This is a genomic window from Asanoa ishikariensis, assembly GCF_900107455.1.
GTDB classification, from domain to species: Bacteria; Actinomycetota; Actinomycetes; order Mycobacteriales; family Micromonosporaceae; genus Asanoa; species Asanoa ishikariensis.
In genome coordinates this window covers 1,256,916-1,283,012 of the sequence record NZ_FNQB01000001.1, presented here as the reverse complement: position 1 = coordinate 1,283,012, position 26,097 = coordinate 1,256,916, and the positions used below count along the sequence as shown (strand labels likewise).

Annotated in this window: 21 protein-coding genes; 12 read left to right on the top strand and 9 right to left on the bottom strand. The window is 70.8% G+C overall.

Annotated elements, in window-relative coordinates:
• Positions 1-101 precede the first annotated feature (101 nt).
• Both BLV39_RS06070 and BLV39_RS06065 read right to left on the bottom strand, forming a co-directional pair.
• Positions 102-3,155, bottom strand: a complete 3,054-nt coding sequence (locus BLV39_RS06070; protein WP_090788223.1) for an NACHT domain-containing protein — start codon at positions 3,153-3,155, stop codon at positions 102-104.
• Between the two features lie 102 nt (positions 3,156-3,257).
• The gene (locus BLV39_RS06065) at positions 3,258-4,283 is read right to left on the bottom strand and encodes a S66 family peptidase (RefSeq protein ID WP_090788220.1); all 1,026 of its coding nucleotides are present in this window, start codon (positions 4,281-4,283) and stop codon (positions 3,258-3,260) included.
• 158 nt (positions 4,284-4,441) lie between these two features.
• On the opposite strand from BLV39_RS06065, the gene ppc reads away from it, so the two are divergent.
• Together ppc and BLV39_RS06055 are read left to right on the top strand one after the other, a co-directional pair.
• Positions 4,442-7,219, top strand: coding sequence for a phosphoenolpyruvate carboxylase (gene ppc / locus BLV39_RS06060; protein ID WP_090788218.1), 2,778 nt, complete (start codon positions 4,442-4,444; stop codon positions 7,217-7,219).
• 37 nt (positions 7,220-7,256) lie between these two features.
• Complete coding sequence (locus BLV39_RS06055) at positions 7,257-8,060, top strand: hypothetical protein (protein WP_143049654.1); 804 nt, start codon at positions 7,257-7,259, stop codon at positions 8,058-8,060.
• Here the strand turns inward: BLV39_RS06055 and BLV39_RS06050 are convergent.
• From BLV39_RS06050 to BLV39_RS06035, 4 genes are read right to left on the bottom strand one after another with little or no spacing between them, the layout of a single operon-like run.
• Positions 8,057-8,767: an ABC transporter permease gene (locus tag BLV39_RS06050; RefSeq protein WP_090788214.1), complete on the bottom strand. Its 711-nt coding sequence runs from the start codon at positions 8,765-8,767 to the stop codon at positions 8,057-8,059. The genes BLV39_RS06055 and BLV39_RS06050 overlap by 4 nt on opposite strands.
• Positions 8,767-9,675 carry an ABC transporter ATP-binding protein gene (locus tag BLV39_RS06045; protein ID WP_090788212.1) on the bottom strand — a complete coding sequence of 303 codons (909 nt, stop codon included), beginning with the start codon at positions 9,673-9,675 and terminating at the stop codon, positions 8,767-8,769. The genes BLV39_RS06050 and BLV39_RS06045 overlap by 1 nt, the downstream gene beginning before the upstream one ends.
• Positions 9,672-10,541: an ABC transporter permease subunit gene (locus BLV39_RS06040; RefSeq protein WP_090788211.1), complete on the bottom strand. Its 870-nt coding sequence runs from the start codon at positions 10,539-10,541 to the stop codon at positions 9,672-9,674. The genes BLV39_RS06045 and BLV39_RS06040 overlap by 4 nt, the downstream gene beginning before the upstream one ends.
• Positions 10,534-11,448: an ABC transporter ATP-binding protein gene (locus BLV39_RS06035; protein ID WP_090788209.1), complete on the bottom strand. Its 915-nt coding sequence runs from the start codon at positions 11,446-11,448 to the stop codon at positions 10,534-10,536. The genes BLV39_RS06040 and BLV39_RS06035 overlap by 8 nt, the downstream gene beginning before the upstream one ends.
• Before the next feature lie 195 nt (positions 11,449-11,643).
• Between BLV39_RS06035 and cysC the strand changes: the two genes are divergently transcribed.
• Positions 11,644-13,146 carry an adenylyl-sulfate kinase gene (gene cysC, locus BLV39_RS06030; protein WP_090791185.1) on the top strand — a complete coding sequence of 501 codons (1,503 nt, stop codon included), beginning with the start codon at positions 11,644-11,646 and terminating at the stop codon, positions 13,144-13,146.
• Here cysC and BLV39_RS06025 read toward each other — a convergent pair.
• Together BLV39_RS06025 and BLV39_RS06020 are read right to left on the bottom strand one after the other, a co-directional pair.
• Positions 13,073-13,735, bottom strand: coding sequence for an alpha/beta fold hydrolase (locus BLV39_RS06025; RefSeq protein ID WP_204082799.1), 663 nt, complete (start codon positions 13,733-13,735; stop codon positions 13,073-13,075). The two genes, cysC and BLV39_RS06025, sit on opposite strands and share 74 nt — an antisense overlap.
• Positions 13,735-14,310, bottom strand: coding sequence for a TetR/AcrR family transcriptional regulator (locus BLV39_RS06020; RefSeq protein WP_090788207.1), 576 nt, complete (start codon positions 14,308-14,310; stop codon positions 13,735-13,737). Before BLV39_RS06020 ends, BLV39_RS06025 begins: the two co-directional genes overlap by 1 nt.
• Positions 14,311-14,458: 148 nt before the next feature.
• Here BLV39_RS06020 and BLV39_RS06015 point away from each other — a divergent pair, with 148 nt between their 5' ends.
• From BLV39_RS06015 to BLV39_RS06000, 4 genes are all read left to right on the top strand, one after another.
• A complete protein-coding gene (locus BLV39_RS06015) occupies positions 14,459-15,148 on the top strand; it encodes a hypothetical protein (RefSeq protein WP_090788205.1) in 690 nt (229 codons plus the stop codon).
• 90 nt (positions 15,149-15,238) lie between these two features.
• Positions 15,239-16,015, top strand: a complete 777-nt coding sequence (locus tag BLV39_RS06010; RefSeq protein ID WP_090788203.1) for a metallophosphoesterase family protein — start codon at positions 15,239-15,241, stop codon at positions 16,013-16,015.
• Positions 16,016-16,106: 91 nt separating this feature from the next.
• Positions 16,107-16,430, top strand: coding sequence for an ArsR/SmtB family transcription factor (locus BLV39_RS06005; RefSeq protein WP_204082798.1), 324 nt, complete (start codon positions 16,107-16,109; stop codon positions 16,428-16,430).
• A gap of 1 nt (position 16,431) precedes the next feature.
• Entirely contained in the window at positions 16,432-16,896 is a 465-nt protein-coding gene (locus BLV39_RS06000) for an SRPBCC family protein (protein WP_090788199.1), read from the top strand.
• A gap of 41 nt (positions 16,897-16,937) precedes the next feature.
• Here the strand turns inward: BLV39_RS06000 and BLV39_RS42825 are convergent, their stop codons facing one another.
• Positions 16,938-18,929 carry a glycoside hydrolase family 26 protein gene (locus BLV39_RS42825; RefSeq protein WP_176984781.1) on the bottom strand — a complete coding sequence of 664 codons (1,992 nt, stop codon included), beginning with the start codon at positions 18,927-18,929 and terminating at the stop codon, positions 16,938-16,940.
• A 186-nt stretch (positions 18,930-19,115) separates the two neighbouring features.
• On the opposite strand from BLV39_RS42825, the gene BLV39_RS05990 reads away from it, so the two are divergent.
• From BLV39_RS05990 to BLV39_RS05970, 5 genes are read left to right on the top strand one after another with little or no spacing between them, the layout of a single operon-like run.
• Positions 19,116-21,008, top strand: coding sequence for a GNVR domain-containing protein (locus BLV39_RS05990; protein ID WP_090788196.1), 1,893 nt, complete (start codon positions 19,116-19,118; stop codon positions 21,006-21,008).
• Positions 20,986-22,377: an O-antigen ligase family protein gene (locus BLV39_RS05985; RefSeq protein ID WP_239083732.1), complete on the top strand. Its 1,392-nt coding sequence runs from the start codon at positions 20,986-20,988 to the stop codon at positions 22,375-22,377. Before BLV39_RS05990 ends, BLV39_RS05985 begins: the two co-directional genes overlap by 23 nt.
• Positions 22,374-23,633, top strand: coding sequence for a hypothetical protein (locus BLV39_RS05980; RefSeq protein WP_090788194.1), 1,260 nt, complete (start codon positions 22,374-22,376; stop codon positions 23,631-23,633). Before BLV39_RS05985 ends, BLV39_RS05980 begins: the two co-directional genes overlap by 4 nt.
• Positions 23,630-24,502, top strand: a complete 873-nt coding sequence (locus BLV39_RS05975; protein WP_090788192.1) for a sulfotransferase domain-containing protein — start codon at positions 23,630-23,632, stop codon at positions 24,500-24,502. Before BLV39_RS05980 ends, BLV39_RS05975 begins: the two co-directional genes overlap by 4 nt.
• Entirely contained in the window at positions 24,499-26,094 is a 1,596-nt protein-coding gene (locus tag BLV39_RS05970; protein WP_143049653.1) for a lipopolysaccharide biosynthesis protein, read from the top strand. Before BLV39_RS05975 ends, BLV39_RS05970 begins: the two co-directional genes overlap by 4 nt.
• The last annotated feature ends 3 nt before the right edge of the window (positions 26,095-26,097 follow it).

Below are 26,097 nucleotides of genomic sequence, written 5' to 3'. Positions count from 1 at the left end.
GGGGGGTGCGACGTGCGGTTCTAAGCGTACGCCGGGCGTACGACAACCCGCGTTTGCGTTTCCTGCCGCAGATAGAACGACGTACGTGTCCGATTTGTTCCCTACCGCAACGTGACCTTGGCTTTCGTGCCAATCGCGGCTTCGTCGAATGATGCTGGGCCGATCCCCCGGTTTTCTAGGCACAGCCGACCGAGGTGGGCAAGCCGCCCGATCGGCGACGGGTCGGACGGGGCAACGTAGTACGAGACGCGGAGCCGGCGAAGGTTCGTCAGCGCGGCGAGCGGCGCGAAGTCGTCGATGACCGCGCCGTTGATCTCCAGAGCCTGTAGATCCGGCAGCGCGGCCAGCACCGCGAACTCCGCCAGCGTCGGCCAGCCCGAGGTGGTCAGATCCCGCAGGGACGGATACCGCGCGACGAGGCCAAGATCCCGCACCTGCGCCGAGGTCGAAGGCCAGGCCAGCCGTACCAGGGGAAGCGCGGCGGGCAGGTCCGCGAGCGACCCAGATGCCTGAAGCTCGAGTTCGAGTTCGGCGGTGCACCCCGGCGGTATCGTCCGCAGGTCGACGGCGCAGTCGCGGACACACAGCCGCAGCAGCCTCGCGCCGTCCAGGACCGAGAGGTCCGTCAAGGCCGGGCAGTTCTCCAGGATCAACGTCGTCAGCCCGTCGAGGTGTGGACGCAGGTCGTCCGACGTCAGCACCGAGTTGTCCCGGATCTCGACCGTGTCCAACGCGGAGGGGCGGTCGAGCTTGCCGAGGTCGAGATCACCCGTGCATCGCAGCCTCGTCAGTTGCGTGAGGAAGCGCAGGTGGGGAAGCAGGACCTCGCTGTCGACCCGCAGCGACTGGGCGGCGAGAGCGGCCTCGGCGAGGACCTCCCGGGCGTAGGTCTCCGGATCGAACCTCGGCCAGCCACGGACCAACTCCGCCACCACCGATGGCCGGTCGTCCGAGCGGTGGCGACGGATCAGGTCGAGGGCGGCGGGACCGCCGATCAGGGCGGCCGTCCTGATCACCGCCGCCGATTGTGCTTCGGAAAGGTCTGGCAACGCGGCGAGCAACGGCAGAACGGCCGGACCGCACGCCGCGAGCACGCCCGCCTCGCTCGTGTCGGCCGGCGGAACAAGCCGGGCAACCGTTTGCTCGAAGGCGCCGGCCGGCGCGCGACCACCCATTTCGAGGGCAGCACCGAGCAGCCTCAGCAGATCCGGACGATCGGCCCCACCGTCCTGTGCTCGCGAGAGAAGGAGGTCGACCAGCGAGGGCTCCAAGGCGGTCGCCATCACGGTGGTCTGCTCCCATCGACCGTTCGGCGCGTCATTGGCGAGCATGCTGGCGTCTCCGCGGCCGAGGGCGCCGACCGCTGACAGGTAGTCCCGAATGGTGTCGTTCGAGAAACCGATCCGATCGTCGGCGACGCGGCCGACCAACCCGGACCTGACCAGCAGGAACCGCAGGACCCTTTCCGCCGCTTCCCGCTGGTCGGGACCGCTGCTACCCGCCTGCGGATAGACCCGGGGCAGCTCCTGGGCGATCTGATCGATGACGGCGGCGACCGGCGCCGATTCGAGCCCGTTGCGGGTCATCCACCAGGCGATGGAAGCCAGCAGATAGCGATGCTCGCGCACGTTGAGCCAGACGTCCTCGGTTGCCCAAAGGCCGCGTGCCATGTCCCGACGACTCACGAAGAGATTGACGCTCGCGTCACACAACGACATGACGTCTGCGGGAACGCTGCTACCCGAGCCGTGCGCGGCGAACCTCCACGCGAGTGCGCACAGAGCGGGATTACCCAGAAGGCGGGCCAGGTGCGGTCGTGACCCCGCCAGCTCCGTCAGCTCGTCGGTCGCCTCCCTCGCCCAAGGGTCCAGGTCGGCGACTTGTGACCAACTGCGGAGCATCGCCTGGACGTCGTCGGGTGACGCCGGCGTCAACTCGTAGCCCGCGAAGCCGGGAAGACTCGACCAGGCGGATTCGAGGGCGGCAGGCCGAGACGTCACGACGAATCGCGCGTTCTCGAACTCCTCCACCAAGCTCGCGACCCATTTCACCGCCGCCTGGCGGCGGGGCTTGGGTATCTCGTCGATGCCGTCGACGAGCACCGCCGCGCGCCCGCTGCGCAGGCAGTCGTGGACCCAGCCGTGCGGCATCGCTCCGGCGGAATGCGGAGCGATGGGCAGGAGAAAACTCTCGGGATCGGGGAACGCCTTCGCCTCGGTGAACGTCCTGATCGGCAGGAAGAAGGGCATCACGCCCCGCAATCTCGCGGACAGGGAGTTGTCCACGTGTCCCACGGCGGACAGCGCGAGCCACTGCATCGCCGTCGTCTTGCCCGTGCCCGCCGACCCGGTGATGATCAGACGCCGGTTGTCTCCCAGCACCTCTTCGAGCGGCGAAGCACCTGCCGACAGCGCGGACTCCGCCCTCCCGCCGGGCGTGGTCGGCGCGGCCCGCAACGGGACGTACGTCGAATCGAGCGGATGATCGCGCGACATCTCGTCCGGATAGCCGCCGCTGCGCAGGCCGTAGAAGCTGACCTTGTTCATGCGCCGTACGACCGAATCGGCGTACTGCCGCTCGAACGCGATGTAGTCGGCCGCCCGCGCCGACGTGGGGCCGGAACTGCTCGCCGGCGTGCCGGAGCGCCGGATCTGCTCCACCGCCGCACGACGCTCGAACTCCGGTCGGGTGGTGAAGAACTCGACGATGTGCACGCAGACCAGATCGAGGATTCGATCGAAGAACCGACCGCCGGAGCCCATGTCGGCGCGCCGCTCGGCGTTTCGCGGAACCTGCATGACCAGCTTCGCCAGCCGCTCGGGCCGCAGGTCCAGCTCGAACAGCTTGGTCGCGTCGAGCGGCGCGACGCGCTCGAGCGCCCGCCCGACCCGCTCGATCGCGACGGCGACATCCCCCTCGGCGAGATCGGGGAACTCCGCCTTTCGCATCTCGTCCAGCCGGCTCGCCAACTTGGTCGTCAGCCGGTCGAGATCGGCCCCGTCAAGGCTGGTCTTGGGCTTGGTGAACGGCAGCCTGCTGTCGAGTTTGGGAGTCTTGGTCGCCAGCCCGGCGCCCTGTGGTTGGGCGAAGAACTTGGTCCACAGCATTTTCGCGACGGGGCCGACAGCATTGAAAACGGCCTTCTCGATCGGCATGGCCGAGACTCCTCAGTTGACCAACGCAGCTGCGACGATCACTCAGGAGGCTATCAATTGATCACGGTCATAGTCGTCACGCGATTGGGCGAGACTCATGGCTCAATAGCGGACGGAGATCGTGCGCTCCTCGGCGTTGACGCGGACCTCGCCGCCGTACGGGAGGATTTGTTGCGGGTCCGTGTGGCCGATGTCGAGGTCGAGGACGACCACCGCGTCCGGGGCGTACTCGCCGACCGCTCGCAGGACCGCCGCGCGTTGGTCGTCGGCGTACGCGCGCTTCGCGTCAGGTGCCAGCCGGTTCCCGATGTCCCAGCACTTGGCCCGGCCGACCAGGATGGCCGGCACGTCGGTCAGCCAGCCACGCTCCCCGAGGTTGCGGAGCATGTAGTAGACCTCGGTCGCCGGCGGCATGTCTTCCGAGGTCTCCATGAAGAAGACCGCGCCCGGCGGCGGGGCGGCGACCACGTCGGCCGCGAGCAGCCAGGTCAGGACCTCGATGTTGCCGCCCCACAGCCGCCCGGTCACCGAGGCGCTCGTGCCGTGCCAGCGCCAGCCCGCCGAGGGAAACATGGTGTTCTGGGCGCTCTCGTAATCGGGAGTGCGCCAGTCGACCGGCTCGTCCGTGTAGTCCGGCGACGCGGCCAGGTCGAACCAACCCGAGTGGAACAGCGCCGCCGAGAGTGAGTCGCGGGTCAGCGGGTGGATGAAGCCCGCTCGGCCGAACTGCACCAGGACCGAGGCGCCGTGGTAGCCGACGATGCCGAGGCCGCTGAGGTAGTTGAGCAGGGTGGTGTTGTCGGAGTAGCCGAAGAACGGCTTCGGGTTGGCGCGCAGGACCGCCGGGTCCAGATAGCGCAGGATCCGTAGCTGGTCGTCGCCGCCGATGGTCGCCACGACCGCGTCGATCGTCGGGTCGGCGAACGCCGCCATGACGTCGCGGGCGCGGTCCGCCGGTGCTGCGCCCAGCACCCTGGTGGTGGGAAATTCCACCGGCTCCAGCTTGAACTCGTCGCGCATGCGGCGCAGCCCGAGCTCGAACACCTCGGGGAAGATCGCTGGCAGGCCGGCCGACGGGGAGATCACCGCGACGCGCGACCCGGGCCGAGGCTTCGGTGGGTACTCCATGAGGGCAGGTTAGTCACCCTCGCAAACGGGATTAACCACCCAGGAGGCAACGGCCACACCGCCCGCCGGTCCAGTTGGCGCAGGTAGCATCATCATGCACGGGACAGCGCTGTCCGCCCCGCACCGCCGTAAGGAGCGCACCCGTGTCCGACCCCGTTGTGCCGACCACTCCTGACGACCCAGATGCCGCGCTGCGAGCCGACATCCGCCGGCTCGGCACGCTGCTCGGTCACACCCTGGCCCGCCAGGAAGGGCGCCCGCTGCTCGACCTGGTCGAGGAGATCCGCGCCCTGGTCCGCAGTGACGCCGAGGCCGCCGCGACCCGGCTCTCGTCGATGGACGTCACGACCGGCACCAAGCTCGCCCGGGCCTTCTCCACCTACTTCCACCTGGCCAACATCACCGAGCAGGTGCACCGCGCCCGGGAGCTGCGGCGGCGGCGGGCGACCGCCGGTGGCTGGCTCGACCAGGCGGCCAAGTTGATCGCTGAGCGCGGCGTGCCGGCCGACGAGATCGCGGCGGCCGGGCGGCGGCTCGCCGTGCGGCCGGTGTTCACCGCGCACCCGACCGAGGCGGCCCGCCGGTCCATCCTGTCGAAGCTGCGCGGCATCGCCGACGAGCTCGACGCCGAGGCCGCCGAGAGCGTGCTCTACGGCGCCCCGCCGCACGCCGACGACCGGCGCCTGGCCGAGCTGCTCGACCTGCTCTGGCAGACCGACGAGCTGCGCCTCGACCGGCCCGATCCGACCGACGAAGCCCGCAACGCCATCTACTACCTGCGCGACCTCTACGCCGACGCCGCGCCGCAGGTGCTCGACGATCTCGCCGACACGCTGCGCCGGCTGGGCATCGAGACCTCGCCGACCGCGCGTCCGCTGACCTTCGGCACCTGGATCGGCGGCGACCGCGACGGCAACCCCTTCGTCACCCCGAAGGTCACCCGCGACGTGCTCCTCATCCAGTACGAGCACGGCATCCAGGCCACCGAGCAGGCTCTCGACGACCTGATCAACGAGGTCTCGGTGTCCCGGCGGCTGCGCGGCGTGTCCCTCGACCTGTCCGCGAGCCTGGCCCGCGACCTCGACAACCTGCCCGAGGTCGCCGAGCGGTTCCGCCGGGTCAACGCCGAGGAGCCGTACCGGCTGAAGGCCCGTTGCGTGAAGGCCAAGCTGGCCAACACCCGGCTCCGGCTGTCGCGGGGCACCGCCCACGTCCCGGGGCGCGACTATCGCGGCACCGTCGACCTGATCGCCGACCTGGAGCTGATGCGCGCCTCGCTGGCCCGCAACGCCGGTCAGCTCACGGCCGTAGGCAAGCTGGCGAGCGCGATCCGCACGGTGTCCTCGTTCGGGCTGCACCTGGCCACCATGGACATCCGCGAGCACGCCGAGGCGCACCACGCGGTGCTGGCCCAGCTCTACGGCCACGTCGGCGAGGTCACCGACTACCGCACGCTGCCCCGCGACGAGCGCACCAAGCTGCTCGCCACCGAGCTGTCCGGGCGTCGCCCGCTGGCGGGCGTGGGCACCGCGCTCACCGATGCCGCGCGCAAGACGTTCGACGTGTTCACCGCGATCCGCGAGGCACAGGACCGGTTCGGTCCCGAGGTCATCGAGTCGTACATCATCTCGATGACCCTCGGCGTCGACGACGTGCTCGCCGCGGCCGTGCTGGCCCGCGAGGCCGGCCTGGTCGACGTGCACAACAACCGCGCCGACGTCGGCTTCGTGCCGCTGCTGGAGACGCCCGCCGAGCTCACCGCCGGCGGCGAGATCCTTGACGAGCTGCTGTCGCTGCCGGCCTACCGGGCGCTGGTGCGGGCGCGCGGTGACGTGCAGGAGGTCATGCTCGGCTACTCCGACTCCAACAAGGAAGCCGGCATCACCACCTCGCAGTGGTCGATCCACCGGGCCCAGCGCGCGCTCCGCGACGTCGCAGCCCGGCATGGCGTACGCCTGACGCTCTTCCACGGTCGCGGCGGCACCGTCGGCCGGGGCGGCGGCCCGACCCACGAGGCGATCCTGGCCCAGCCCTACGGCACGCTGGACGGCTCGATCAAGGTCACCGAGCAGGGCGAGGTCATCTCCGACAAATACACCCTGCCCGCGCTGGCCCGGGAGAACCTGGAGCTGACCGTGGCGGCGGTGCTCCAGGCGACACTGCTGCACACCGAGCCGCGCCAGCCGCTGGAGATGCTGTCGAAGTGGGACGACGCGATGGACGAGGTGTCCGCCGCAGCGTTCTCCGCGTACCGCGCCCTGGTCGAAGATCCCGATCTGCCCGACTACTTCTGGGCCTCGACGCCGACCGAGCTGCTCGGCGCGCTCAACATCGGCTCCCGCCCGGCCAAGCGCCCCAACGCCAACGCCGGCCTCGGCGGGCTGCGGGCGATCCCGTGGGTGTTCGGCTGGACCCAGTCGCGGCAGATCGTGCCGGGTTGGTTCGGCGTCGGTTCGGGGCTGCAGGCCGCCCGGGCCGCCGGTCTCGCGCCGGTGCTCGCCGAGATGCACGGCGATTGGCACTTCTTCCGGACGTTCCTGTCCAACGTGGAGATGATGCTGACCAAGACCGACCTGTCGATCTCGCGGCGTTACGTCGACACACTGGTCCCGGAGCCGCTGCGGCGGATCTTCGAGGTCATCGAGCAGGAGTACGAGCTGACGAAGCGCGAGGTCCTGGCGATCACCGGTTCCCCCGCGCTGCTGGAGAACAACACGGTGCTCCAGCGCACGCTGGCGGTCCGGGACACCTACCTGGAGCCGTTGCACCACCTCCAGGTCGCCCTGCTGCGGCAGTACCGCGACTCGGGCGCGGCCGGCCGCGCGGTGGCCACGGCTCCGGGCGGTCGACGCGGCCCCGGCGACGGCCAGGCGTTGGAGCGGGCGTTGCTGACCACGGTCAACGGCATCGCGGCGGGGATGCGCAACACCGGCTGATTGAAAGCTGTCGCACCCTGCTGCGACCATCAGCGTCATGACGGTCGTAGATGCGGTGCGGGCCCCGTCACGGGTGTTCCCGGTGCTCCGGCTCGCCCTGGTCGGGCTCTGGGTGGTCTGGGCCGCCGCCGCGTGGTGGGTGGCGCCCCGGGCCGCCACGTTCGAGCGGGCCGAGGCCGACGCCGCGGCCGACAGGGTCGTCTCCTATCAATGGGCCGACTCGTTCGGCGACGCCAACGGCTCGTTGCTCTGGTTCACCGCGGTGCCGTTCACCTACAGCGGCGACGCGGCCCCACAGGTCTTCATCTGGCGCACGGGCTTCGGCCGGGTGCACTACGCGCAGGTCCCGGCCGGCGATCCTCGGTCGGGCTACTCGCTCGACGGTGTGCCGACGGAGCCTGGGCAGCTTCAACCCATCCAACCCGGGTCGGACTTCTCGGTCGTCAGTCCACCGACCCGGTCCGACGACCTGGCCCGGCTCCTGCCGACGGATCGCCAGGGCAATCCGGTGCCTTATTTCCCGCCCGTGCTGGCCACGATCCTCGCCCTGCTCTGCCTGGCGATCCTGATCCAGGGGCCGGCGCCGAAACTGGGCACCCGCTGGTTCTGGTTCTTCCTGGGCGGGCTCCCGTTCGGCCTCGGCATGCTGCTGTGGCTACGAGTCGAACGACCGTGGGCCGAGCCCGTGTCGCCCGCGCCGGACAAGAAGACCGGCCAGCCCAAGCGATACTCCGGGCTGACCGGTCTCGGTCTCATGTTCCTCACCGGGATCGTCATCTCGATCCTGGTCGCGCTCCTACGCTCACTACCTGAATGGCTGGTGCCGAGCGCGCTGCCTTAGCTGGTTTCCCCCGTCACCGAGAACGAGCTCAGCTTGCGGATGGCCAGCACCAGGAAGCCGATTGTCACCACGATGCTCATCACGACCGCCACCGCGAACGACACGTTGCCGTTCAGGAGGTCCGATGCCGAGGCCTTGTCGGCGATGGTCAGCGCGTACTGCTGAACCGACAACACCCGGGTCCCGCTGACCAGGTTCGACAGCAGGCCCTCCCAAATGATCACGTAGACCAGGCCGAGCAGCACCGGGCGCCGGGAGATCAGGCTCAGCGCGACGAAGATCGTCGAGTAGAGCACGGCGCCGACCGTGGAGCCGACCACCAGGCCGATGCCCAGCCGCGGGCCGGAGGCCAGCGCGCCGACGATGTAGAAGGGGACCGCCGCGCTGGCGGCCGTGACCGCGATCGCCACCAGCAGCTTCGGCACGACGATCCGCCAGCGCGCCAGCGGCTTGGACAGGATGTGCGTGATCGTGCCGTCGTCGATCTCCGCGCCGAGCACGCCGGTGCCGACGATCAGCGCGACGATCGGCAGCAACGTGGTGAAGCCCATCGCGACGAGGACGGGCTGGGCCCACTCCTGCGGGCTGACTCCTTCGAAACGCGGGATGAGCGCGACCCCGATCATCAGGATCGGCAGTGGCAGGAGCAGCAGGAACCGGCGCCGACCGAGCAGGCCGCGCGTGGTGATCCAGGCGACCGTGGACATCAGGCCTCCACCAGGTAAGAGAAGACGCTTTCGAGAGACTCGTCGGAGGGCAGCAGCCGGCGCACCCGGATGCCTTCCTTGAGCGCGATCCGGGGCAGTGCCCGGGTGAAACTGCCGTAGTCGCCGGCCCGCACCGTGAGTCCTTCGCGGCCCAGGTCGACGCCGTTGACCGACGGCTGGTGCATGAGCGCCACCGCGAGCCGCCGGTCGTCGGTCGACTGCACCGCGAACACGTGCGGCCGGTTGGTCATCAGTCGCCGGATCGTGCGGAAGTCGCCGGACGCGGCGAGCCGGCCGGAGACCATCACCTGCACGGTGCCGGAGAGCTGCTCGACCTCTTCGAGGATGTGCGAGCTGAACAGGATGGTCCGGCCGGCGGTGCCGAGCCGGTGCAGCAGATCCATCATGTGCATCCGCTGCCGTGGGTCCATGCCGTTGAACGGCTCGTCGAGCAGCAGCACGTCGGGCTCGTGCACCAGCGCCGCCGCGACGCGGGTGCGCTGCCGCATGCCCTTGGAGTAGGTGCCGATGCGGCGGTCCTGGAACTCGGCCATCTCGACCAGGTCGAGCGCACGGGTGGCCGCCGCCGCGGGATCGGTCAGCCCGTGCAGCTTGGCGCTGACGAGCACGAACTCGTGGGCGGTGAGGTACGAGTGCACCGACTCGCGCTCGCTGACGAGGCCGAGCTTGCGGTAGACCGCCGGGTTGCGCCAGGTCGGCTCGCCGTCGACGGTCAGCGTGCCGCGCGAGGGTGCCAGAAAGCCGGCCATCATGTGCAGCAGCGTCGTCTTGCCGGCGCCGTTGGGGCCGAGCAGACCCGTCACCCCGGGGCCGAGCGTCATGGTCACGTCGTTGACGGCGACCACGTTGCCGTACCAGCGGGACACGCCCGTGACTTCGAGGGTCATGACTTCGACACCTTCCGGTAGCGGGCGATGAGCAGCGTCACGCACAGTGCGATCAGACCGAGCGCGACCAGTGCGTACAGCGGCCCGAAGGGACCGATTCCCAGCTCTTCGTTCGAGCTCGACGGCTCGAAGAGCCAGTCACCGACGCCGCCGACCAGGCTCGCCGGGTTGAACAACTGGGCCAGTTGGTGCGCCGTCTCGGACGGCAGGATGTAGAACATGGCCACGATCGGCCCGGTGATCAGGAACGAGCCGACGATCGCCGCCGCCGCGACCGCGCGTCGCTTCAGCAGGGACGCGACCAGAATCGCGATGCTGCCGAAGACGACCGCGTAGAGCGCCGTGTAGACCACGCCCAGGCCGGCGTCGGCCAACTCGTTCATCACGTTGCCGAAGCCCTTGACCGAGAACGCGGCCCCGATGAAGACCAGCACCTGCGCACCGCCCCACACCAGCACGATCGCGGTGACCAGGGCGGACAGCTTGGCCAGCGCGTAGTCGGCCGGGCGCAGCGGGCGCGAGAAATAGAGCGGGAGCACGCCGCTGTGCAGGTCGCGGGAGACGAGCTCCGGTGCGGCGATCGCCACGAACAGCACCATCAGGGTGCCCAGGACCTCAGGCAGCTCCGCGTACTTGATGACGACCTCGCCGGTCTGCGCCCGGATCGCCATGATGACGATGCCGACGATCGCGACCACGCCCACGATGATCCAGGGGAAGATCTTCGCCTTGAAGCTGCGGCCCAGTCCGAACGCGGTGCGCAGGCTGGCCGCGTAGAGCGCGAGGAACACGTCGCCACGACCGAGCCGCTCGCCCTCGTACCGCTGGTATCCGATGTCATGGATGACACCCGCGGGGCTAGACATGCGCGGCCTCCCGGTCGGCGAAGAGCTCGGCCACCCGGTGGCGGCGCTGGTCGAGGCGGTGCAGCGGCAGGTCGAGATCGGCCACCGCGGTCAGGATCCGGTCATAGGTCAGATCGTCTTCCAGGGGTACGAGCAGCGCGTGGCCGTCGCGGGTGACCGGCAGCCGCATCTCGAGCAGCCGCTGCTCGAGCTCTTCGCTGCCCTCGCTGACCTCGACGACCAGCACGTCGGTCGAGGTGGTCATCGCGGAGACGTTGTCGGAGCGCAGCAGCTTGCCGCCGTCGATCGCGATCAGGTGGTCGCAGATCCGCTCGACCTCGCCGAGCAGGTGCGAGCAGACGACCACGGAGATGCCGAACTCGGTGCCGATCCGCTGCACGAGCGCCAGCATGGCGTCGCGGCCGGCCGGGTCGAGGCCGTTGGTCGGCTCGTCGAGCAGCAGGAGATCGGGATCGTGGACGAGCGCCTGGGCCAGCTTCACCCGCTGCTTCATGCCGGTCGAGTAGCCGCCGACCTGGCGGTAGCGCTCCTCGTAGAGGCCGACGTGCCGCAGCGCCTCGGAGGCGCGCTCACGGGCAGTGGTCTTCGGCAGGCCGCTCATCCGGCCGAGGTGCGTGACCAGTTCGGCGGCGCTGAGGTCCGGCGGCAGCGAGTCATGTTCGGGCATGTAGCCGACCCGGGCCCGGACTCCCATCGGATCGACGGTCGGGTCCAGACCGAGCACGTGCACCCGGCCGGACGTCGGTGGCAGCAGCCCGAGCAGGATTTTGATCAAGGTCGACTTGCCCGCGCCGTTGGCGCCGACCAGCCCGATGATCCCCGGCTCGACGCTGACCGTTAGGTCGGACAGCGCGGTGACCCGGCCGCCGTACGTCTTGGTGAGCGACTCGGTCGCGATGAGTGTCACGCGGCTCAGCGTATGACCCAGCGTCACCTCCGTGGATCCGGCGCACCCCGGATCTCGCCTGAACTCTCCCTGAGACAAACCCTGAGACAGGCCCTAAAGGGATAGGTGGGTCCGACTCGACCCTTCGAGTGCCGGGCTGAGACACTTGGGCGCGGATTGACCGAGGGGGTTGGTTTGAGCGAGCGCGGTTGGCTGATGCCCGACGAGATGCTGCGCGACGCGCCGGCATACAACCCTCGGCCGGGCGAGCTCGCCGACCTGGAGTTGCTGCTCACCGGCGCCTACGCGCCGCTGACCGGTTTCCTCGGCCGAGCCGACCTGACCGCTCTCCAACGCCGCGGCCGGCTCGCCGACGGGACTCCCTGGCCGCTGCCGGTGACCCTGGAGATCCCCGAGTCGCTGGCCCTCGGCCTCGTCCTCGAGGACCCGACCCAACGCTCGGTGGTGCTCACCGACCAGGAGGGCGCCCCGATCGCGGCGATCGAGGTCGGTGACGCCTGGCCGACGCGCGAGGGCCGCTACGGCGTGGGTGGTGTGGTCCGGCAGATCGGCGACGGCCGGCACGGCCCGTTCCAACGGCTGCGCCGCACGCCCGCCGAGGTACGCGAGCTGCTGCCACCCGGCCGGGTCCTCGGCGTGGTCGCCGACCGCCCACTGCACCGGCCGCAACTGGCCCAGATCGCGCACGCCGCGCGTACGCTGGCCGCCCATGTCTTGATCTTGATCCCGGTCGGCGACGCCGGCCCCGGCGGTCTGTCGCCGGAGGTGCTGGTCCGCACGGTGTTCGCCGCCCGCGACCGGATGCCGCCCGCCACCCTGGTCGCGGTGCCGCTGGTCCGCCGCGGCGACGAGATCCGCGACGCGCTGCTGCGGGCACGGGTCGCCGCCGCCTACGGCGTCACCCACCTGCTCTCCACCGGCGACATGCTCTCCGGCGGCGGCCCGCGGGTGCTGGTCCCGCGGGAGCTCGCCTACGACAACCGCGACGGCCAGTGGCGCTGGCGCGACGACATCCCGCCCCGCAACCGCCGCCTGGCGCTGCGCAACGACGAGATCGACGACCTGCTCGACCGGGGCTTCCCGCTGCCCGAGTGGCACACCCCGCCGGCGGTGGCCAAGGAGTTGGCCCGCGCCCGCCCACCCCGCCGCCAGCGCGGCATCGTGGTGTTCCTGACGGGGCTGTCCGGCTCCGGCAAGTCGACGGTCGCCCGGGGCATCGCGGACCACCTGCGCGAGACCGGCGACCGCACGGTGACCCTGCTCGACGGCGATGTGGTGCGGCGGGAACTGTCCGCGGGCCTCGGCTTCAGCAAGGAAGACCGCGACCTGAACATCCGCCGGATCGGCTGGGTGGCGGCCGAGGTGGCCCGCCACCGCGGGATGGCGCTCTGCTGCCCGATCGCCCCGTATGCCGAGGCGCGCAAGACGGCCCGCGAGATGGCCACGCTGGCGGGTGCCGGTTTCGTGCTGGTGCACGTGGCGACGCCGCTGGAGGTCTGCGAGCAGCGCGACCGCAAGGGCCTCTACGCCAAGGCCCGAGCTGGGTTGATCAAGGGCATGACCGGGATCGACGACCCCTACGAGACCCCGCGCGACGCGGAGCTCACCATCGACACGAGCACGCTCAGCGTGGACGAAGCGGTGGGTACGGTCCTGGACTACCTGACCGAGACGGGCTGGGTAGAGCCCAAACACTGAACCCGGCGACGAAGGCCTCGGCCGTGAACTCCGGGCGGGGAGGTTCGGGGCAGCCGGGCAGCTCGACGGCGTCGGGCAGGATGCGCAGCAGGGCGTCGACGGTGCGCCGCTGGTGCATCGGGTTCTCCGGGACCGAGGGGAGCACGCCGACGGGTGCCTTGATCTCGGCCAGCTCGTCGTCGCTAAGGCCGCGCAGCGTCTGGCCCGCCAGCAGCGCGTCGGCTATCTGCGGTGCGGCACCGAGGTCTGCGAGGCCCTGGCGGGTGCGGGCGTCGACGTCCGGGTCGCCGGCGGTGGCCGGCCAGGCCAACAGCAGCCGCGCGACCCGTTCCGGCCACGCCAGGGCGAGGCGTACCGCGGTCGAGCAGCCGTTGGACCCCCCGACAAGGATGATCGGCCGGTCGGGCAGCACCGCCGCGAGCTGATCGGCCTCGGCCGCCCAACCCGGTGCCCGCGCTGGCCGATCGGGCGCCAGCACCTCGATGCCGTGCCGCTCCAGACCGGTCACGATCCCGGGCCGGCGCCAGAACCGGTCCGCGTTCATGTCGTCGTCCCAGAGCCCACCGTGGATCAGGACAACCGTGCTCATCAGCGCGGGGCCAGACCGGCGAAGGCGATGCGGAGAAGCTCGTCGACCTGCGCCGGCGATGGTGGGCGGGTGTGCAGCAGCGCGCGGTAGTAGATCGGGCCGTAGAGCAGCTCGACCACGTCGTCGAGGTCGGCGTCCGCGCGCAGTTGGCCCTGGTCCTGGGCCGCCCGCAGGCGTTCGCGGGCCGCGTTCACCCGTGGTTTGACCAGGCCGTCCAGGAACGACTTGGCCAGCTCCGGGTCGTCCTGGGCCGCCCCGATCAGGCTGAGGTAGGGCGCGAACAGCGGGCTCGACAGGATCGACGCCACGCCGGCCATCTGGGTGCGTAGGTCGGCGAGCAGGTCCCCGGTGTCCGGGAAGTCGGTCGCCGTGCCGGCCAGTTCGTTGATGCCCTCCTCGACCACCGCGGTCTTGGACGGCCACCAACGGTAGATCGTCTGCTTGCCGACGCCGGCCCGCTTGGCGATCTCCTCGACGGTCGTGCGGGCGAGCCCTTGCTCACGGCACAGGGCCATGGCCGCCTCGATGATCGCTTGGCGCGACCGCTCGTTGCGGCGGTCCAGGTTCGGGCTCATGCGCCGAAGTTTAGCAAGAAGACGAGACGGTCCGTCTTGACGGAGGGGCGAACCGGAGCCTAGCGTCGAAAGCGTGCGAGACGATACGTCTCGTCGCGGCTCGCCGCCGTGCGCGCCGCCGTGTTCGTACCCAACGAAAGGACTCGCCGTGAGCGAGGCAGCAACCCGCCGCACCGCCGGCACCTTCGGCATCCTGGCCAGCCTGTTCATCGTCGCGCAGGTGCCGCTCTATTTCCTCTACGAGACGCCGCCCGACTGGGACATCCTGACCCGCAGCCTGGTCGGGATCACCGGATGCACGCTCTACCTCGTGTTCTTCGCCGGGCTGCGGCAGCTCATCCGCACGGTCGACCCCCGCGCGGAGTGGCTGGCGAGCCTCATCCAGGTGGCCGGCGCGCTCTGGGTGGTCATGGTCTTCGTGACGCAGTCGATGGAGGCCGGCGCGGCCATCTCCGTCGACCGCGACATCGACACGACCACCGAGGGCCCGTTCGCCGCGGCCCAGTACCTGATGCAGGGCGGGATCTCCCGCCTGCTGATGGCGCTGCTGCTTGTCGCGCTGGGCATCGCGGTGGGCCGGCTGCGGTTCCTGCCGAAGTGGGTGGGCCGCTCCGCGTACGTCCTCGCGGTGATCAACCTGGCCTTCGTCCCCGCGGTGTTCTTCGGTGACGACGCCGCCGACTTCTACAGCGCGCAGGGCTGGGGAACCACCGCGAGCATGGGCGCGCTGTGGAGCCTGTGGACGCTGGCGATCAGCGTCAGCATTCTGCGCAGTGCGAGCCGAGCGGAGGCGGCGGCGCGACACACGAGCCGCCCCGAGGTGCCGGCCTACGCCTGACTGACACCCGCCGACGTGCCCGGGTTCGAGGGGGACCCGGGCACGCTCGCGCGGTCTATCGCAAGATCACGCCTCGCCTACCATCGGGGCGTGGATCGCATCGCTCTCATCTCTGACGTCCACGGCAATCTGACCGCGCTCGAGGCAGTCCTGGCCGACATCGACGCGCGTGGGATCGACCGGATCTTCAACCTCGGCGACTACGTGGGCAAAGGTCCGCGCGGCCGCGAGGTGGTCGAGATCTGCCAGCAGCGGTGCGAGGTCAACATCCTCGGCAACTGGGACGACTTCCTGCCCGACCCGGACCGGACGTACGACAACGAGGCGATGGCGTGGTGGCTGGCGCAACTCGCCGACGGCCAGGGCGCGTGGCTGCGCGGTCTGCCCTTCAGCCACGACTTCCTGCTCAGCGGCCGGCAGGTGCGGCTCTTCCACGCCTCCGCGGCCAGCGTGCACCGCCGCGTGCGGTTCGACCACGACGAGGACGAGTTCCTCGGGATGTTCGCGAACACCCCGGCGACCGGCGACGGCCCACCACCGACCATCGTCGGCTACGGCGACACGCACGACCCGTTCTACGAGGTGGACCGCAACCGCCGGACGCTGTTCAACACCGGCAGCGTCGGAAACGCGATGGACGACCCCACGCCGGTGTACGTGATCCTCGAAGGCGCCGTCGGCTCTGAGCGCGAGGCTCCGTTCGGCATCCAGTTCGTGCGCGTCCCCTACGACGTCGAGGCCGAGCTCGACACGGCCAGGCGGATGGGCATGCCCGAGCTGGAGGGCTACGTGTCCGAGCTGCGCCACGGCGTCTACCGGGGCGAGATGGGCGACGCGGACGGCCCGAAGTACCACCGCCGCCCCTAGGAAAACCCGCGAACGGCTTGACAGCGGTGGCCGTACGCAGCATATTCAACTTATGGGTTGATTAACCGAGTGGTTGAGGAAGGTAGGCGGGGTGGACCGGTTGAGCGAGGTGTTCAGCGCACTCGCTGACCCCACGCGGCGGGCGATTCTGGCTCGGCTCGCGGAGGGAGAGGCCACGGTCAACGAGCTCGCCGAGCCGTTTCCGATCAGCTTGCAGGCCGTGTCCAAGCACCTGAAGGTGCTCGAGCGGGCCGGGCTGATCACTCGGGGCATACACGCGCAGTGGCGGCCGTGTCGGTTGGACGCCGCGCCGTTGCGTGGGGTCGCCGAATGGGTGACTGAGTACCGGCGCTTCTGGGAGGAGCGCTATGACGAACTGGGCACGTATCTGACGAAGATCCAGAAGGAGAACTGAGATGTCGCAGAACCTGACCGTGACCACACCGTCCGACCTGGAAGTCAAGATGGTGCGGGTGTTCGACGCGCCGCTCGCCCTGGTCTTCGACGCGCATTCCTCGTGCGAACACGTCAAGCACTGGTGGGGGCGCGGCAATCCGCTCGACTGCGAGCTGGACTTCCGGGTCGGCGGCCGTTGGCGCTTCGTCGAGCACGCGCCCGACGGCGACTGGGCGTTCCGCGGCGAGTACCGGGAGATCCAGGCGCCGAACCGGATCGTGCAGACGTTCGAGTTCGAGGGCATGCCCGGCCAGATCTGCGTGGAGACGCTGGAGCTGACCGAGGACGACGGCAAGACCACCGTCACCAGCGTCACGCGCTTCGACACGAAGGAAGAGCGCGACGGCATGATCGAGTCCGGGATGTCCGAGGGCGCCGGTCAGTCCTACGACGCGCTGGCCGCGTACCTCGCGAAGCTCTCGTGACCACGGCGGGTGCCCCCCGAGGAGGGGGCACCCGCACCTGGTCACTTCAGGTCCACCTGGAAGTTCTGGTCCAGACCGAGCCGGCGGTACGCGGCCAGGCCGTCGGCGGTGCGGGTCACCCGCGAGTCCTTGCCGCTCTGGTCGGCCGGCGTGTCGAAGTAGACCATCGCCTTGAGCCTCGGGAACAGCGAGAGCTGTTTGGCCACCGAATCGAACACCTCGGCCTGGTGGTCGCGGTCCTGGGACGAGTACCAGACGCCCCACTCGGCCAGCATGAACGGCTTGTTCGGATGCCGCTGTGCCGCGTAGTTGTAGAAGCCCGGCCAGTCCGGCGCGCTGCTGGACGTGCGGTTCATCAACTCGCTGAAGTCGCCGTACCCGTGCTCGCCGGGAACGCTGTGCGCGTAGACGTCCCAGGCCAGCCAGTCGACCACGTCGTCACCGGGATACAGGTCCTCCCACCACGACTGCGTCAGCCATGGGATGTACGCCATGTGCACCATCACCGACACCAGGTTGGTCACGCCCTGCGCGCGGATGCGGTTGATGACGTAGCGGAACATGTTCCGGTAGTCGGTGGCCGTGTAGCCGGAACCGCTGCTCGCCCGGACGTCGTTCTCCGGCTCGTGGTGCACGGTGAAGTAGAACGGCTCGTTGAAGTTGTCGCGGATGTGCTCGGCCAGCCGGTCCAGGTAGTTGTCGGTGTCCTCGTCGCCACGGGCGATCTGGGCCCAGCTCGCGCCCGTCGGCTTCCAGTTGAGGAACAGCAGGCGGGGCTTGGCCGGGTCGCGGGCCAGCCGCATTTCCATCGAGGTCGGGAAGATCTCGGTGCCACGGTGATACGCGTGGTAGATCGCCTGCGTCCGGCCGGTGTCCGACTCGAAGTCGGCCAGCGCCTCGTCGCGTGACTGGTCGGTATGCGCACCAGGTGCGACACCCCAGAGCACCCCACACGTGGGTACGAGCTTCGCGCCCAACGTGCAGCGCGGGTCACCCGGCGTCGGGTCTGTGGTCGGGGTCGGCGTCGGCGTGGTCGGCCCGACGGTCGGGCTGGTCGTCGGAGCCGGCGTGGTCGGCCCAACGGTCGGAGTCGGGTCACTGGTCGGAGTCGGGTTGGTGGTCGGCGTCGGGTTGGTGGTCGGCGTCGGGTTCGTGGTCGGCGGAGGCGTGGTCGGATCCGTCGTCGGAGTCACGGTCGGAGTCGACGTAGGAGTCTGGGTCGGCGTCGGGGCCGGCGTCGTCGGGTCATCAGTCGGGTCCGGGTCGGGTAGGTCGGGCAGATCCGGCAGGTCGGGCAGCGGCGGCAGACTCGGCCGAGGGAACGAGGGCACGCCCGGCGCTCCGCCGCCCCCGGGCACCCCGGGCACGTCGTCAGGGTCGGGGATGCCGGGCGCACCGCCGCCACCGGGAATCCCCGGAGCACCGCCACCGCCCAACCACGGGAGCACAGCGTCCTGCCAGGACACCCGCAGTGTCGGCTCGGTCCGGCCCTGCGAAGGCCGCACGTCGTCGGCGTCGAAGAAGTCGGCCAGCCCACCGCCGGGAGCGGTCACCGCGAACGCGTACGTCCCCCGGCCCTTGATCGCCTTGGAGACGTCGAACCGGACCGACCTGTCGGAGCGCCCAGGACGTGCGGCGGCGATCACCGAGCCCAGGCGCGGCGCGCTCCGCCGGTCCAGCCGGTCCTCCAGCCACGAGGTCGCGGGCACCGCGCTGAGCTCGATCAGCGGTGGCAGCGCGCCCGCCCGCCGGGTCAGCGTGAGCTCCGCCGCGGCCGGTTTGCGCTTGGCCCGCTGGCTGGTCACGTCGAACTTGAGGTAGGTGACCGCGGCACCGCCACCCATGCCGCCGGCGACCAACTGGAGGCGGCCGCTGTTCGGCCCGTCGGCGACGGTCGTGGTGTAGCCGTCGGCACTGGCCGCCAGACGGAGGTCGGGATTGGACCCGAGGGCACCGCCGACGACGCCCGCCAGGATGGCGAAGCCGGTGAGGCCAGCCGCGATCGCGGCGCGTGCTCCGAATGGTCTGACCATCACTTTCCCTCCATCGTGACGCCTGTCTACCGGCGTGGCTGATGGTGCACACGTCCGACTTTATCCAAAATCAGCTACTTGGGAGCCTTAGCGGTTTTTATGGGTGACCGACCAGTACGCCCTATGTACTGATTCGTCCCCCCACGGGCGAGTTACGCGAGACCCGGCCCGCCCGTTGAACCACCCGTGGAAACCACCGGCCCCACCGCGCCCGACCTTTCGGACTACCTCGGCCTCCTCCGCAGGCAGTGGTGGCTCGTCGTACTCGGCTGCACGCTCGGAGTCGGCGCCGGCCTCGGCGCCACCCAGGTCATGCCGAAGACCTACGAGTCGGTCACCTCCGTCCTCGTACAGCCGGCCGGCCAGGACACGAACGTGGCCGGCGGCCGGACCAAGGGCGACATCAACCTCGACACCGAAGCGCAGCTAGTCGGCTCGACCCAGATCGCGGTCGGGGCGGCCGACCTGCTCCGCTCCGGCGACGCGCCGGACGTGCTGGCCAAGGGCGTCTCGGTCACCGTCCCGCCGAACACCGCGGTCCTGGAGATCACCTACAAGTCGGCCGATCCCGCCCGGGCACAGACCGGCTCGCACGCTTTCGCCGAGGCGTACCTGCGCAACCGCGAGGCCAGCGCGCAAGCCGGCATCGACGCGCAGATCTCCGCACTGAACAGCAAGGTCAAGCAGCTCAACACGAGCCTCACCCAGATCAACTCCAAGCTCGCCGACCTGCCCCGGGACAGCGCGTCGCGGCCGAGCCTGGAGAGCCAGCGCAGCACCAACCAGAGCCAGCTCAACTCGCTGAGCGGCAAGCTCAACGACCTGACCACCGAGACGGTCAGCGCAGGCAAGATCATCAGTGACGCGCAGTTGCCGACCACGCCGAGCAAGCCCAACCGGAAGCTCAACCTGGCCACCGGCGCGATGCTGGGACTGCTGCTCGGCCTGTCGGTCGCGGTGATCCGCGAGCGGCTCGACCGCCGGGTCCGAGCGGCCGCCGACGTGGAGCGGGCGTCCCGGGTGCCCGTGCTGGCCGAGCTCACGTTGGCCAGCGGTCCGCAGCTCGACGAGGTCTTCCAGCCGTACGCGACCGGCGGCCGCACCTTCAACCGCCTGCGCAACGAGGTGCTGGCCAGCCTGCGTCCCGAGGACCGGGTCGTGGTCGTCGCGGGCGCCAGCCGGGGGGTGGCGTCCACCCTGGTCGCCGCCAACCTGGCCGCCGCCATGGCGCGCAGCGGCAGTGAGGTGCTGCTGCTCGGTGCCCACCTGCCGGACAGCATGGTCGACGCCGCGCCACTGGCACGGCTGTTCGGAGTCGGCGCCACACCGGGCCTCGGCGACGTGCTGACCGGCAAGGTCCCGCTGCGCGCGGCCGTGCAGCGGGCACCCCGCGTGCCGTCGCTGCGGGTGATCACCACCGGCGGCACCGGCAGTGCCGGCGGACTGCTCCAGTCGCAGGCGCTGCGCCAGGCGCTCGGCCAGCTCCGCCGCCGGGACTGGTACGTGGTGATCGACGCACCCTCCACCGCCAGCAGCGCGGACGCGCAGAGCCTGGCCCGCCTCGCCGACGCGGCGATCCTCACGGTCGAGCTGCGGCGCACCCGCCGCCCCGAGGTGGTCGACGCCGTCGCCCAGCTCACCCGGGTCGGCACGCCGCTGCTCGGCACCGTGGTGATCCCCCGGCTCGTGCCGGCCGCGGAAAGCCAGTCCGGGCTCGGCGACGACGACGCCGACTTCAGCCACGACGAGGACACGCCGGACTTCGACGACCTGCGCGACCTGGACCCCTCCGGCGAGGTGCTGCGGGGCGAGGGCCGAGGCGACCAGCGGGCCGACAAGGGCCGCGACCTGCCCCGGGCCCGGCCCTCCGGTGCCGAGGACGACTCCGGCGACCTGAGCGTGGCCGGCGTCAACCTCTCCGGCAGTCAGCCCCGGCTGCGCAACCGGCCGACGGCGCCCCGGCGCCCCGGCCGCGCCAAGCCCGAGGACCCCGACACCGCGGTGCTGCGCCGGCTCGACGGCGAAACCCTCCGCGACATGGACCGCGCCGCCAACAATGGTCAGCACACCGCTTCGTGACCGTGGCCGCCCCGCTTCGGCGCGGCGGCCGCTGGCACCGGACGTCTGGCTTCCCGCCTGGCCGCTGACCGGAATCCTCCTGCTCTATCCACTGTGGTGGGCGCTCGGCCTCGGCGTCCTGATCTTCCCGATGGCCGCCGTGCCGATGGCCTGGTACCTGATCAAGGTGCACACGTCGGGGCGCGCCGTGCGGCTGCCACCCGGGTTCGCGTTCTGGGTCGTGTTCCTCGCCGTGCTGGTGATCGGTGTCGCCGTCCTCGGTGCCGACCCGATCGGCACGGTGCCCGAGCGCGGGATCGAACGGATCCCCGGGGTGCTGTTCCGGCTCGGCGAGTACGCCGCGCTGACCGTGCTCCTGCTCTACGCCGGCAACCTGACCGAGCGCGAGCTACCGATGGCCAAACTGGTCCGGCAGCTCGCCTGGCTGTTCGCCGTCACGGTCGCCGGCGGACTGCTCGGCGTCTTCGCCGGCACGTTCGAGTTCACCTCGCCGATCGAGCTCCTGTTGCCCGAACACATCCGCGACAAGGGCTTCATCCGGAGCCTGGTCCACCCGTACGCGGCCCAGATCCACGACATCCTCGGCGACGACCGGCCTCGCCCGGCGGCACCCTGGGGCTACACGAACACCTGGGGCAACAACTTCTGCCTGCTGATGGTCTGGTTCTGCGCCGCGGTCTTCGGCGCGGCCAGCCGTCGCCGGACCCGGGTGCTCGCCGTGGCCTGCCTCGCGGTGTCCGTCATCCCCGTGGTGATCTCGCTGAACCGGGGGCTGTGGATCGGCATCGGCGTCGCGGCGTTGTACGCGGCCATCCGCCTCGCCCTCGCCGGCCGGGTCTGGGTGATCGGCGTGCTGATCGCCGCACTCGCCGCGCTGGGCGCCGCCCTGGTGGTCACCCCGCTGGGCGACGTCGTCAACGCGCGGCTCGACAACGGCAAGTCCAACGGCGTCCGCTCGTACCTGGTCGAGCGGGCGGTGACCGGCGCGGTCGAGTCGCCGCTGATCGGCTTCGGGTCGACCCGGACCACGATCGGCGGCCGGAACTCGATCACCGTGGGCGAGAGCCACGACTGCGAGCGTTGCGGCAACTTCACCATCGGGGGCAACGGCCAGTTCTGGCAGCTCATCTTCGCGCACGGGCTGATCGGCACGCTGGGCTATCTGGGCTTCTTCGGCTACGGGCTCTGGCGGTTCCGGCGGGACCGCAGCCCGATCGGGATCGCCGGCGGCTGCGCGCTGGTCGGCTCGTTCGTCGCGATGTTCTGGTACAACACGCTGGTCACCCCGCTGGCGTTCATGTTCCTCGCGTACGCGCTGCTCTGGCGCAACGCGACTTCGCCCCAGGAGAAGAGCGGAGTGACCCCTTGAGCCCTGTCGCCACGGCGCCGGCCCACCTACGCGCGCGGGACGCCCAGTTACGTGCGGCCTACCTGCGCGAAGTGCTGGATCTGCTCTATCCGGCGCCCTGCTTCACCGACGGGGCTCCGGGCGACGACACCGACGGCCGGGTGGCCGGCACGGCGGTGGCCGACTACCTGGTCGTGCCGGATTTGCGGCGGCCACGGCTGTTGGTGCCGGCCCGGTCCCGGCGGATCGCCGCCGCCGCGGTCCGCCGCTACGCCGAGCCGCAGGGCCGGATCGCCAAGCTCAAGCGGGACGCAGTGGTCACCGCACTGCGCAGCGGGGCGAGCGGGCTGCTGCTGCGAGACCGGATCCGGGTCTACGGGCCGGATGCGGAGACCATCGACGGCTACCTGCACCGGGTGCTCGGTGCCGACGTCGCGTTGAGCATCCACATCGGACCGGCACGGGCCAACCGCAAACCCGTGCTCCAGCTCATCGCCCGGGACGGTCGCACGGTCGGCTTCGGCAAGATGGGCACCGGACCGTTGACCCGCCGGCTGGTGCGGGCCGAGACCTCGGCGCTGGAAGCGCTGTCACACGCCGTGGTCGACGACGTCACCATCCCCAGCGTGCTGCACAGCGGGCAGTGGCGGGGCCACCAGGTGCTGGTCCAGAGCGCGCTGCCGGTCTGGCAGCCACGGGCGCCGCTCAGCGCCGAGCGGTTGGCCGCCGCTCAGCGGGCGGTCGCGCTGTGCTGCGGCACGTCCAAGGGCTGGCTGTCGACCAGCCCGTACTGGTCGGAGCTGCGCGAGCGGCTGGCCGGCGTCGCCGACCGGCCGGACGGTGCCGCACTGGCCGCGGCCGCCCGCGACCTGGCCGCCCGGGCCGGCGACACCGACCTGCGGTACGGGGCCTGGCACGGCGACTGGGCGCCCTGGAACATGGCCACGCTGGCCGGATCGCTGCTGGTCTGGGACTGGGAACGGTTCACCCTGGGCGTGCCGATGGGATTCGACGCGCTGCACTACGAGCTACAGCGCCGGATCCAGACCGACCCCGACGCGGCGGCCGCCGTCGAGCGCACGGTCACCCGGGCGCCGCGGCTGCTCGCACCGTTCGAGGTGCCCAGGGCGGCGGCCGAGCTCACCGCCTTGCTCTACCTGATCGACCTGGCCGCCCGTTATCTCGCCGACCGGCAGGCCGAGGCCGGTGCCCGGCTCGGCGTGCTCGGCACCTGGCTGCTGCCCGTTCTCGTCCGCCGCGTGGAGGCGTTCCGGTGAAGTCGTCACATGTCCCGACCCCGGTCAAGCGGGTCGTCCACTTCGGATCCCGGTCGTACGGGCGGATCACCGCGCCGGCCCGGATGCTGCCGTCGTTCCTGATCTGCGGCGGCCAGCGGTGCGGCACGACCTCGCTGTACCGCGCGCTGGCCGCGCACCCGGTGGTGCTCAAGGCCGTGCTGCACAAAGGTGTGCACTACTTCGACACCTCATATCAGCACGGGCTGTCGTGGTATCGCGGGCACTTCCCGCTCCAGCGCACCGCCGCCAAGGTGGAAGAGCGGTTCGGGGTGCCGGCGCAGACCTTCGAGTCGAGCCCTTACTACATGTACCACCCGCACGCCGTCGCCCGGATCGCCCGCGACCTGCCCGGCGTCAAGCTGGTCACGCTGGTCCGCGACCCGGTCGAGCGCGCCTACTCGCAGCACGCGCACGAGCTGGCCCGGGGTTTCGAGGCGGAGCCGTCGTTCGCCCGGGCGCTCGCGCTCGAGCCGGGCCGGCTGCACGGCCAGGAGGAACGGCTCGCCGACGATCCGACCTACTACAGCTTCGCCCACCAGCACCACGCCTACCGGGCCCGCGGCGAGTACGCGACGTACCTCTCGGCGATGGCCGGCCGGATCGGCCGCGACCGGATGCTGGTGGTGGAGAGCGAACGGTTCTTCACCACGCCGGAAGAGGTCTACGACGAGGTGCTGGCCTTCCTGGGGCTGCCGAACCTCGGCTATCCCCCGTTCGAGCGGCACAACGCCCGACCGCGCGAGTCCGGCATGGACGAACAGACCCGGCGCGACCTCACCGGACATTTCGCGGCGCACGACGACCGCCTGACCGAATGGCTCGGCCACCCGCCGGTCTGGCGCCGATGACCGCGCCCCCGGCGCTCCCCGCGTTCGTCGCCGAGTCGCCCGAGGCCGCGGCGGAGACGAAGAAGGCGATCGGCGGTGTCGCCCGGGGCGGGGCGGCGGGGATCCTCGGCGCGGGCGTGGCCGGGCTGGCCGGACTGGCGGTCACCTGGCTGGTGGCGCACCGGCTCGGTCCCGAGCACGCGGGCGCGTTCTTCGCCGCCACGGCGGCATTCGTGCTCACCTCGACGCTGGCGAAGCTGGGCACCCAGACGGGGCTGGTCTACTGGCCGGCCCGGCTGCGCGCCCGGGGACACGGGTTCCTGCTCGGTGCCTGCCTGCGCAGTGCTTTCGCACCCGTGGTCTGCGCGGCGCTGGCGGTCGGGGTGGCGCTGTTCGTGGCCGCGCCCGAGCTGGCCCGGCTGACCGCCGGTGACGCACCGCCGCCGGTGCACGCGGAACTGGCCACCCAGCTCCGCCTGCTCGCCGCGTTCGTGCCGTTGGCCGTGCTGTCCGACACGCTGCTCGCGGCCACCCGCGGCTACCGCCTGATCCGGCCGACCGTGCTGCTCGACAAGCTGGTCCGGCCCGGACTCCAGACGGCCGGAGTCGCGGCGGTTGCGGTCAGCGGCGCGGCCAGCCCGAGCCTGTTCGCGCTCGCCTGGGCGCTGCCCTACGTCCCGACGGCCCTGCTCGCCGGCTACGCGCTGCACCGCGCGCACACCAAGACCATGGGCGACATCGTGCCGACCCGGGTGAAGCGCTCGCACCGGGCCAGCATGCGGCGGCAGTTCTGGCGGTTCACCGGCCCGCGCTCGATCGCCTCGGTCGCCCAACTCGCCCTGCAACGGGTCGACGTGCTGTTGGTCGCCGCGCTCGCCGGGCTCGGCGCCGCCGGCCTGTACGCGGTCGCGGGCCGGTTCGTCGTGCTGGGCCAGTTCGCGAACCAGGGCATCTCGCAGGCCGTGCAGCCCCGGCTGGCCGAGGCGCTCGCCCTGAAGGACCGCACCGCCGCCAACACCCTCTACCAGACCGCGACCGGCTGGCTCGTGCTGCTCACCTGGCCGCTCTACCTGCTGGTGATGACGTACGCGCCGGCGTACCTGAGCATCTTCGGCTCCGCCTACCGCGATGCGGCCACGATCGTCGTGGTGCTGGCGGCAGCGATGCTGGTGGCGACCGGCTGCGGGATGGTCGACATCGTGCTGTCCATGGCCGGACGGACTGCCTGGAACCTGGGCAACGTGCTGGTCGCACTCGGCCTGACGATCGCCCTCGACCTGGCCCTGATACCCAGGCTGGGCGCGCTCGGCGCCGCGATCGGGCTGGCCGCCGCCGTGGTGGCCAACAACGTGCTGCCGCTCGCCCAGGTCGGGTTCGGGCTGGGGCTGCACCCGTTCGGCGCCGGCTGGCTGTCCGCGGCCGGGGTCACGGTGCTCAGTTTCGGCGTCGCGCCGCGGATCGTCGGTCTCACCCTCGGGACCGGAGCCGTCGCCACGGTGACCGCCCTGGGTGTAGCGGTCACCACGTATCTGGCCGGTGTCCGCCTCCTGCGCGGGCCGCTCGCGTTGGACGCCTTGAAGGCGCTTCGCCCTGGTCGCCGCAAGAGCGGTTGACCG

What these genes read in the sequence shown, in the direction of transcription:
- BLV39_RS06070 (WP_090788223.1), bottom strand. Translation starts at nt 3,155, where the DNA reads ATGCCGATCGAGAAGGCCGTTTTCAATGCTGTCGGCCCCGTCGCGAAA.
- BLV39_RS06065 (WP_090788220.1), bottom strand. Translation starts at nt 4,283, where the DNA reads ATGGAGTACCCACCGAAGCCTCGGCCCGGGTCGCGCGTCGCGGTGATC.
- BLV39_RS06055 (WP_143049654.1), top strand. Translation starts at nt 7,257, where the DNA reads ATGACGGTCGTAGATGCGGTGCGGGCCCCGTCACGGGTGTTCCCGGTG.
- BLV39_RS06050 (WP_090788214.1), bottom strand. Translation starts at nt 8,767, where the DNA reads ATGTCCACGGTCGCCTGGATCACCACGCGCGGCCTGCTCGGTCGGCGC.
- BLV39_RS06045 (WP_090788212.1), bottom strand. Translation starts at nt 9,675, where the DNA reads ATGACCCTCGAAGTCACGGGCGTGTCCCGCTGGTACGGCAACGTGGTC.
- BLV39_RS06040 (WP_090788211.1), bottom strand. Translation starts at nt 10,541, where the DNA reads ATGTCTAGCCCCGCGGGTGTCATCCATGACATCGGATACCAGCGGTAC.
- cysC (WP_090791185.1), top strand. Translation starts at nt 11,644, where the DNA reads ATGCCCGACGAGATGCTGCGCGACGCGCCGGCATACAACCCTCGGCCG.
- BLV39_RS06025 (WP_204082799.1), bottom strand. Translation starts at nt 13,735, where the DNA reads ATGAGCACGGTTGTCCTGATCCACGGTGGGCTCTGGGACGACGACATG.
- BLV39_RS06020 (WP_090788207.1), bottom strand. Translation starts at nt 14,310, where the DNA reads ATGAGCCCGAACCTGGACCGCCGCAACGAGCGGTCGCGCCAAGCGATC.
- BLV39_RS06000 (WP_090788199.1), top strand. Translation starts at nt 16,432, where the DNA reads ATGTCGCAGAACCTGACCGTGACCACACCGTCCGACCTGGAAGTCAAG.
- BLV39_RS42825 (WP_176984781.1), bottom strand. Translation starts at nt 18,929, where the DNA reads ATGGTCAGACCATTCGGAGCACGCGCCGCGATCGCGGCTGGCCTCACC.
- BLV39_RS05985 (WP_239083732.1), top strand. Translation starts at nt 20,986, where the DNA reads ATGGTCAGCACACCGCTTCGTGACCGTGGCCGCCCCGCTTCGGCGCGG.
- BLV39_RS05970 (WP_143049653.1), top strand. Translation starts at nt 24,499, where the DNA reads ATGACCGCGCCCCCGGCGCTCCCCGCGTTCGTCGCCGAGTCGCCCGAG.